This window comes from Microbacterium sp. ISL-103 (assembly GCF_018613995.1).
In the GTDB taxonomy this organism is placed as follows: domain Bacteria; phylum Actinomycetota; class Actinomycetes; order Actinomycetales; family Microbacteriaceae; genus Microbacterium.
Genome location: NZ_JAGGPD010000449.1, coordinates 1 through 8,790 on the forward strand (window position 1 = coordinate 1; position 8,790 = coordinate 8,790).

Annotated in this window: 6 protein-coding genes; 5 read left to right on the forward strand and 1 reads right to left on the reverse strand. The window is 69.7% G+C overall.

Annotated elements, in window-relative coordinates:
- Positions 1–872: PD-(D/E)XK nuclease family protein (locus J7E68_RS15560; protein ID WP_215174101.1), on the forward strand; the 872-nt coding region annotated here is incomplete at its 5' end.
- Positions 869–4,333 (forward strand): ATP-dependent DNA helicase, encoded by a 3,465-nt coding sequence (locus J7E68_RS15565; protein WP_311417138.1) that lies wholly within the window; start codon positions 869–871, stop codon positions 4,331–4,333. The genes J7E68_RS15560 and J7E68_RS15565, both read left to right, overlap by 4 nt.
- Here the strand turns inward: J7E68_RS15565 and J7E68_RS15570 are convergent.
- Positions 4,279–5,604 carry a phosphotransferase gene (locus J7E68_RS15570; RefSeq protein WP_251049054.1) on the reverse strand — a complete coding sequence of 442 codons (1,326 nt, stop codon included), beginning with the start codon at positions 5,602–5,604 and terminating at the stop codon, positions 4,279–4,281. The two genes, J7E68_RS15565 and J7E68_RS15570, sit on opposite strands and share 55 nt — an antisense overlap.
- 64 nt (positions 5,605–5,668) lie before the next feature.
- Between J7E68_RS15570 and nudC the strand changes: the two genes are divergently transcribed.
- The 3 genes from nudC to J7E68_RS15585 all read left to right on the forward strand — a co-directional run.
- Positions 5,669–6,565, forward strand: coding sequence for an NAD(+) diphosphatase (gene nudC / locus J7E68_RS15575; protein ID WP_215174102.1), 897 nt, complete (start codon positions 5,669–5,671; stop codon positions 6,563–6,565).
- Positions 6,562–8,283, forward strand: coding sequence for an ATP-dependent helicase (locus J7E68_RS15580; RefSeq protein ID WP_215174103.1), 1,722 nt, complete (start codon positions 6,562–6,564; stop codon positions 8,281–8,283). Before nudC ends, J7E68_RS15580 begins: the two co-directional genes overlap by 4 nt.
- A gap of 115 nt (positions 8,284–8,398) precedes the next feature.
- A partial coding sequence (locus J7E68_RS15585; RefSeq protein WP_215174104.1) for a hypothetical protein occupies positions 8,399–8,790 on the forward strand: 392 nt, incomplete at its 3' end.

Genomic DNA, 8,790 nt, shown 5'->3' on the forward strand with positions numbered 1-8,790 from the left:
AGTCGTTCGAGGAGTGCGAGCTGAATTGGGCGGTGTCCGCGTTGGGAGGCGACACGGTGATGCCGCCCTCGGCGGGTATCGGCACGATCATCCACGAGGCGATGGAGCAGGTGCCCGACGGCGAACTGGACCGACTGCGCGATGTGCTCGCCGAGCACTGGCCCGAGCTCGACTTCGAGACAGCCTGGATCGGCCGGAAGGAGCGCCGTCGGGCGGATCTCTACATCGACCGACTGCACAGTTACCTCTCGGATGTCGCCGCAGACGGGGGCCGTGTGATCGCCGGCGAGGTCGAGTTCCGATTCGCCGTCGAGATTCCCGAAGAGGCCGACGTCTCACCGGCCGTGCACGCGGCGAGCGTCGAGGGAGACCCCCACCCCCACCACGCGCTCGTGCACGGTTTCATCGACAGGGTCGAGGCGTACGCCCCCGGCGGCGGAGAGCACGCGAAGGCCCGAGGGAAGAAATGGACGCGCATGGTCGATTCGCAGGGCGGAGAGCGCGTCGTGGTCGTCGATCTGAAGACGGGCAAGTACGAGCCGGAGAGCGAGCAGAAGGTGGCGGACCACGCTCAGCTCGCGGCATATCAGGTGGCAGTGCAGGAGGGGCTCATCGCCGGAGCAGATCCGGCGGCGCTCGCCGGAGCGCGGCTGGTCCTGGTGGCCAAGACGCTGGCAGGCAGCGACTTCCGCGTCGCGCACCAGCACACGCTCGCAGGCGATGAGCGCGTGCACTTCCTCGGGAGGATCGCGGAGGCCGCTCGAGGCATGTCGGCGTCGAGCTTCACCGCCCACGTCGAGGCGCACTGCGCCGACACGCAGTGGCGTGTGCAGCCGTGCCGTATCCACACCGTCGCAGCGGTGAGCGCGTGACCGCGTGGATCGGAGCGGGGCACGGCATCTCGGCGCTCGACGTCGCGGCCGCGCTCGGACTCCCGGCGCCCACCGAGGCGCAGCAGCGCGTGATCGAGTCTCCTCCCGCGCCGGCGCTCGTCGTCGCAGGAGCCGGGAGCGGCAAGACCGAGACGATGTCCGGCCGCGTCGTCTGGCTCGTGGCGAACGGGCACGTGCGGCGCGATGAGATCCTCGGTCTGACGTTCACACGCAAGGCTGCGGGTGAGCTGGCGGAGCGGATCGGAGTGAGGCTCGCGCTCATCGACGAGTACGGCAGGAGAGGACTGCTGCCGCACCTGCCCGAGATCGTGGCGAGCGGCGCCCTCGAACGCGTGTCGAAGGCCGCGAACGCCAGGCAGCGGGAGGTAATCCGATCGCAGGTGCTCGACGACCTCGCCGCGCGCTACGGCACCGCCCCAGACGCGACCCCTCTCCCGGTCGAAGACCTGCTGATCCGTCCGAAGGTGTCGACGTACAACGCGTTCGCCGACGGGATCGTGCGCGAGCACGCGGCGCGCATCGGCCGCGATTCCGACGTCGCGATGCTCAGCCAGGCGGCGTCGTGGATGCTGGCACGTGACGTCGTGCTGCGTGCCGATCTGCCCGAGCTCGAGGAGATCGACCGATCGGTGGCCGGTGTGGTCGACGCGGTCCAGCGACTGGCCGGCGATTCTCTCGACCACAGGGCAGACCTCGACCGCGCGGATCGGATCGCGCTGCGTCAGGCCGATGCGTTCGACCCGTACCGGAGCAATGCGGAGATCGCGACGGTGACGGCGAATCTGCGTGCTCTTCCGGCGCTGTCGGTGCTGGTTCGCGAGTACATCGCCGCGAAGGAACGACGCGGCGTGCTCGACTTCGCCGACCAGGTCAGCGGCGCCTTCGACATCGTCGAGTCGTCACCGGATGTGCGCGACGAGCTGCGGCAGCAGCACCGTGTGGTGCTGCTGGACGAGTACCAGGACACCTCGGTGATCCAGACGCAGTTCCTCGCACGTCTCTTCCGAGACTCGGCCGTGATGGCGGTCGGGGACCCGCACCAGTCGATCTACGGATGGCGTGGCGCCAGCGCAGACAACCTGCATGCCTTTGCGCGCACGTTCTCGGAGAGCGCGACGGTCGGCAACTACAGCCTGATGACGAGTTGGCGAAACGACCGGAGCATCCTCGGCATCGCCAACCGGGTCCTCGGCCCGCTGCGGCGACCGGGGCTGGACGTCCCCCCGCTCGAAGCACGTCCTGGAGCGGGCGAGGGCGCGGTCGAGATCCGCTTCCCTCTCACGGTCGACGACGAGGCACGCGAGGTCGCCGAATGGTTCGCTGCGCGCCGAGCGGCACACGACGACGCCGCGAAACCGCACACCGGGGCGGTGCTGTTCCGGTCGAAGCGCCACATGCAGACGTTCGCCGCGGCCCTCGCAGCACGGGGCATCCCGCACCGGATCCTGGGGCTGGGCGGTCTCCTGGCGACGCCCGAGGTCGTCGACGTCGTCTCGACGCTTCGGGTGCTGCACGATCCGACAGCAGGTTCTGCGCTGATCAGGCTGCTCGTGGGTCCGCGCTTCTCGGTGGGCGTCGCCGATATGGCCGCTCTGCAGGAGCTCGCCGCCGAACTCTCGCGGCGCGACAGCGGACTGCTGCCGTTGGATGATGCGCTCCGGCAGCGCATCCGTGCGTCACGTGGCGCCGACGAGGCGCTGTCGATCATCGATGCCGTCGATGTGCTCCGGGGTCTGAGCGACGATTACCGCCTTCTGACGAGGATCACGCCCGAGGGGCGAGCTCGCATACGTGCGGCGGGGGAGATGCTGGAGCGCCTCCGTCGCTCGTCGTCGCTGCCGCTCCCCGACATGCTGAGACTCATCGAGATGGAGCTGCGCCTCGACATCGAGCTGGCTGCGAATGAGACGAGGGGCCCCGCGCGTATCGCCGCCACTCAGCTGCGGGCGTTCACCGACGAGGTGCGGACGTTCCTCGCGGCCGACGAGCGAGGCACCATCTCGAGTCTCCTCGCGTGGCTCGACAAAGCCGAGAGCACGGATGAGCTGGTGCCTCGCCCTGAGCCGCCCGAGCCGGGAGTCGTGCAGCTCCTGACGATCCACGGGTCCAAGGGACTCGAGTGGGATGCGGTCGCCGTGGTGCGGATGGTCGAGGGGGAACTGCCGTCGCGCCCGACCGACACGGCGGGCTGGTTCGGCTTCGGAGTGCTGCCGTTCGCGTTGCGCGGCGACACCGCGGCGCTGCCGACGTTCGAGTGGATCGAGCCCGTCGACGAGGAACTTGATCCCGCGAAGCGTCTGAAAGCAGGCATCGCGTCTCTCACCAGCAGAAGCAAGACCGCGCCGGGCGCGCTCACCGTGTTCAAGGACTCGTACCGCGAGTATCAGCAGGAGGAGGAGCGACGCCTTGCTTATGTCGCGGTCACCAGGGCGCGCACCGATCTGCTCCTCACCGGGGCGCACTGGGCGGGCCAGAAGCAGCCGAAGGCACCGAGCCCCTACCTGCTCGAGGCGATAGAGGCGATCGGCGCCCGGGCCGTCGACGAGGTGGACCCTGAGATCAACCCCTACGACGGCCCCGGCGCGACACTCTCCTGGCCGATCGATCCGCTCGGGGCACGTCGGGGAGTCGTCGAGTCTGCCGCATCCGCGGTGAGGGCTGCGGCCGAGCATGATCCGGTCGCCACTGCGGAGTTGACGCGTCTCCTCGCCGAGCGCGCAGCGCGACTCCGGGGCACAGATGCGCCGCCACCCACGCGCGTGCCCGCCTCGCGGTTCAAGGACTACGTCACGGACTTCGGCGGAACGCTGTCATCCATCGTCCGGCCGATGCCCGAGCGTCCGTATCGTCAGACTCGGCTGGGCACGCTGTTCCATGCGTGGGTCGAGCGGCGCAGTGAGATGGTCGGCGTCGGACACCGCGTCGACGAGGCCCTGTGGGAGATCGATGAGGACGACCCCGCGTCCGCGCCCGGGCTCGGGGCGGGAGTCGGGGCAGAAGAGGTCTCTCAGGCTGACGCTGCGGACCTCGACACCCTGCAGAAGATCTTCGAGCGCAGCGAGTGGGGCGGGCTGAAACCGATCGCGGTAGAGATCGAGATCGACTTCGCTCTCGGGGGCAGCGTGAGTCCGGGCGAGGCAGACGGGCACATCGTCGTCTGCAAGCTCGACGCGGTCTACCGCAGGGAAGACCGAGGTGGCCGTATCGAGATCGTCGACTGGAAGACCGGCAAGGCTCCTCGCACCGCGAAGGAGCGCGAGGAACGGATGCTGCAGCTCGCGCTGTACCGCCTCGCATACCACCGCCGGTTCGCGGTTCCGCTCGAGGACATCGACGTCGCGCTGTACTACGTCGCCGACGATCTCATCATCCGCGGCGATCGGGTCTACACCGAGTCGGAGCTCTTCCAGCGCTGGAGCGCTGCCCGAGCGGCTCGCTGAGCCTCGTCCTCCGGCGAATCGTCGTCGGTGCCGTCAGGTCGCGTCGGGACGTCTGAACGCCTGCGATCCTCGGCAGTCCGCTCCGGCGCATCCGGCGACTCAGAGACCGGGCCGCGGACAGATGAGAGGTCCTCCGTCTCGAGGCCGCCCACCTCCAGGCGGCGCGATGCATCCGCTGCGGCATCCGAGACATCGCTCGTGCTGTCATCGTCATGCCACAGTTCGTTCGGGTTGTACGCGTCGGTCTGCATCGAGGTGTCGACGTCAGACGCCGCATCCACGGGTACCCGGTCGAGGGCGTCCATCGCCGAATCGACTCCGGCGCTGCGAGACGCGATCACGCCGAGGTCGTCGTTGTGCAGTCCCTCGGCGAGAGCCTCGAGCAGAGAAGCGGCGTCGTCGACGATGTCCGGTCGGCGCAGGGAGTCGCCGTGCACCAGCCATCGGGCGAACTCGAGCTCGGCGAGCAGCCTCGCCCTGATCTCGAGGGCGGGATCGGGTACGCGGTCGGCGGCTCGCGCATACGCGGCGTGGACGTCGCCTGCGGCGTCCGGGGCGGTGGACAGCCAGGAGAGGTCGATGGCGGGGTCTCCGACCGCCAGAGAGTGCCAGCCGACGATCCCCGTGACCTCCGGACCGCGCTCGGGGTCGTCGTGGAAGAGGAAGGACGTCGCCTGCACTCCGCCCAGCACGACGGTGGACTCGAAACGCCACAGTTCGTCGTCGGCGACGGCGTCGCGCCACCGGACCGTGAGGCGTGCGGGGACCCGCCCGGTCGATGCGGCCGCGTCGACGAGCCTCGCGAGTTCATCTCGGCTCTCCTGAGCGGACCGCGTGGTCAGACCGGCTCCGCGGACCACGGAGACGGGAAGAGTGTGCACGGCGGCGATGGCTGCGCCCATCGACTCTGCCGCGCCACGCCCGGCGGGTACGAGCGGTGCCTCGATCTGGAATCCGGGCAGCAGCTCGGTCACCAGCGCGCGGGCATCGGCCAGACGCGTCTCTCCGATGTATTCGGGTGCCTGGAACGGCAGCATCGCCCGGGCTCCTGCCGTCAGAGCACGCAGTGCGAGCGCCTCAGCGGCGAGCTCGCGAGCGGATTCGTCATCGTCCGCGACTCGGATCGCGAGTTCGCGTCCGTCGGCAAGCGATGCCACGGCGGAGTCGAAGCGACCGTCTCCGTCGGCGGTGAGCGTGCGGGCTCCGGTCACCTCCGCGCCGGGCAGTGCGGCAGTCACCGCCGCGGCTAGAGTGAAAGGAGAGCGTCCCATACCCCCAGGGTAGGCGGGCGCGGGGGTGGTCCTGCTTCCGCCACGCCCGTGAGAGAGGGAGTCGATGACCGTTATGAGCACGTCCCTCGACCGAGCGGCAGACCTGCGCACCGAACCGGGCGTCATCGATCGGCTGCGGGCCGAGTCCACGACACAGGTGATCGCCGTCCGCGACGGACGGGTCCGCATCGCCGGTGGCGATCTGGACTCCGTCGCGCTCCTGCGGGTGCCGCCTTCTGAGATCGTCGAGGCGACCTGGGCACTGCTCGGCCGCGACGCGCATGGTGCGGCCGTGCTGCTCGCGGTGCTGCAGCCCGAGGCAGACAGCGTCGACACCGCTCCCGACGAGACCTGGCTCGGCCTGCGCGACCTCGGTGCGCGGCTGGGCTCTGACGACACGGAGTTGCTCATCGAAGCGCTCGCGCTCGGCGGGTGGCTGCGTGACGCCCCCTTCTGCCCGGCGTGCGGCGGCGGCACCGAGCTGCGCCAGGCGGGGTGGTCGAGGCGCTGTCTCGTGTGCGGCCGCGAGCACTTCCCCCGCACCGACCCCGCAGTCATCGTCGCGGTCGAGAGTGCCGACGGCGAACGCCTGCTTCTGGGCGCCAACGCGAACTGGGGAGGCCGCATGTACTCCTGCTTCGCCGGCTTCACCGAGGCTGGCGAGTCTCTCGAGTCGACTGTGCATCGTGAGCTCGAAGAGGAGTCGGGTGTGCGCCTGGCATCGCTGCGCTATGTGTCTTCGCAGCCGTGGCCCTTCCCTCGTTCGCTGATGCTCGGCTTCCGTGCGGTCGTCCTCGACGAGAACGACGTGCGACCGGACGGCGAGGAGATCATCGATGCCCGCTGGTTCACCCGCGACGAGATCGGCACTGCTCTCGCGGGCGAAGGGCCGGTAGGACTGCCCGGACCTTCGTCGATCGCGCGTGCCCTCATCGTCTCGTGGTTCGAGGAGCGCGCGTGAGCGCGCTCGAAGCCCTCGACGACAGGCAGCGGGAAGCGGCATCCGTGCTGCGCGGGCCGGTCGCCGTGCTCGCCGGCGCCGGCACGGGCAAGACGCGCGTCATCACCCACCGCATCGCTCACGGCGTCGACACCGGGGCATATTCGCCCTCACGCGTCATGGCGGTGACTTTCACGGCGAAGGCCGCGGGAGAGCTCAGAGGACGCCTGCGGGCACTCGGAGTCGAGGGCGTCGCCGCGCGCACGTTCCACGCAGCGGCACTCGCTCAGCTCAACTTCTTCTGGCCCACCCTCGCCGGGTCCCCGGCGCCGTCCATCATCGACAACAAGGTCCGGATGCTGGGCCAGGCGGCCGATGCGATGCGCCTTCGTCCGAGCACCGCGACGCTGCGCGACATCGCCTCGGAGATCGAATGGCGCAAGGTGTCGATGCTCTCGGTCGAGAAGCATGCCGAACTCGGACGAACGGTGAGCGGCATCGACTCGACTCAGCTCGCCGAGCTGCAGCAGCGGTACGAGGCGCTGAAGGACGAGCGGCACCAGCTCGACTTCGAAGACGTCCTGCTCGCCTGCGCGGGCATGCTGGAGGCCGAGCCGCGGGTAGCGGCCTCGGTTCATGAGCAGTACCGGCACTTCACCGTCGACGAGTTCCAAGACGTCTCTCCGCTGCAGAACCGACTGCTCGAGCTCTGGCTCGGCGACCGCAAGGACATCTGCGTGGTCGGTGACGCCAGCCAGACCATCTACTCGTTCGCCGGCGCCGAGCAGCGCTTCCTGCTGGAGTTCGAGCGCCGCCATCCCGACGCGACGGTGGTGCGGCTGGAGACCAACTACCGTTCCCAGGCCCCGATCCTCGAAGCGGCCAACGCCCTCATGCACGGCCGTGCCGGTGCACTGGAGCTCGTGCCCGCTCGGGAGACGTTCAATGCCGAGGCCCCCACGGTCACGGCATACGACAGCGAACGCGACGAAGCCGAGGGCATCGCGGCGGCGGTCTCGGCGCGCATCGAGGCCGGTGCCTCACCGGCCGACATCGCGCTGCTGTATCGCGCTCATGCGCAGTCGGCCGTGCTGCAGCAGGCGCTCGCCCCCGAGGGCATCGCCACGTCGGTGCTGGGTGGCACGAGATTCTTCGCGATGCCCGAGGTGCGCCAGGCGATCCTCGCGCTTCGTGCTGCCGCGGTGGCGCCCACCGAGCAGGGGTTCCTTCCCGGCGTCCAGCGCGTGCTCCGCGAGCTCGGATTGACGGAGGATCCGCCCGAGGCCGGCGGCGCTCAACGCGACGGGTGGGAGGCGCGGAGGGCGATCCTCCGTCTGGCCGAGGAGGCGGCGCCCGACGAGACGCTGCGCAGCTTCAGCGACACACTGATGGCACGGGCGAAGGATCAGCACGAACCCACGATGCGCACCGTGACCCTGTCGACCCTGCACGCGGCCAAAGGCCTCGAATGGCCCCATGTGCACCTCGCGGGATGGGCTGAGGGTGCGCTTCCGATCTCGTACGCCACCGGCTTCGAGGCGATCGACGAGGAGCGACGGCTGGCTTACGTCGGCGTCACGCGCGCCGCGCGTACTCTCTCGCTGTCGTGGTCTCGTTCCGCGGGGCGAGGGGAGCGGGCGCCGTCGAGGTTCCTCGCGGAGATTGGAACGACCGCTCGCGGCACCGGCATTCTTCGTGAAACGTCAGCGAACGCCACTCGCGCCGACCGTCGCCACTGACCTCGACGAACGAACCCGGTGACGCGGTCTCCGACAGGAGCCGTGCGACGAGAGTCGCCGCGTCTGCGATGCTGGCGGCGCTCACCGGGCCTGCGGCGCGCCCGATCAGCTGCGCGTGCATCCTCGGCCAGGCGTCGTCGGCATCTCGCTGGTGCTGATCGCGGCAGGTCAGGCAGGGAGATTCTCCCGGCACGACGAGCGGTCCGATCGTGATGCGACCGCGCTCGAGCGCCACCGGAAGATGGGCGGTGTCCTCGCGCAGACAGCGCGCGAACTGGAGCGCGGCGGCCGCGCCTTCGATCAGGACGACGCCGACGTGATCGGGGTCATCGCGCACGCCGACTGCGACGCCCTCGTCGTGAAGTGCGTCGCGCATCCGGTACTCGCATCGCCCGTCGAGCACATCGATGCTCTCGACCCAGGCCGCGGTGGGCGCGGCCGCGTCGTCGACGAGGAGCGGCTCGAGGCGCGAGAGGAGCATGCGCGCCTCAGCTCGGAAGAGCGTCG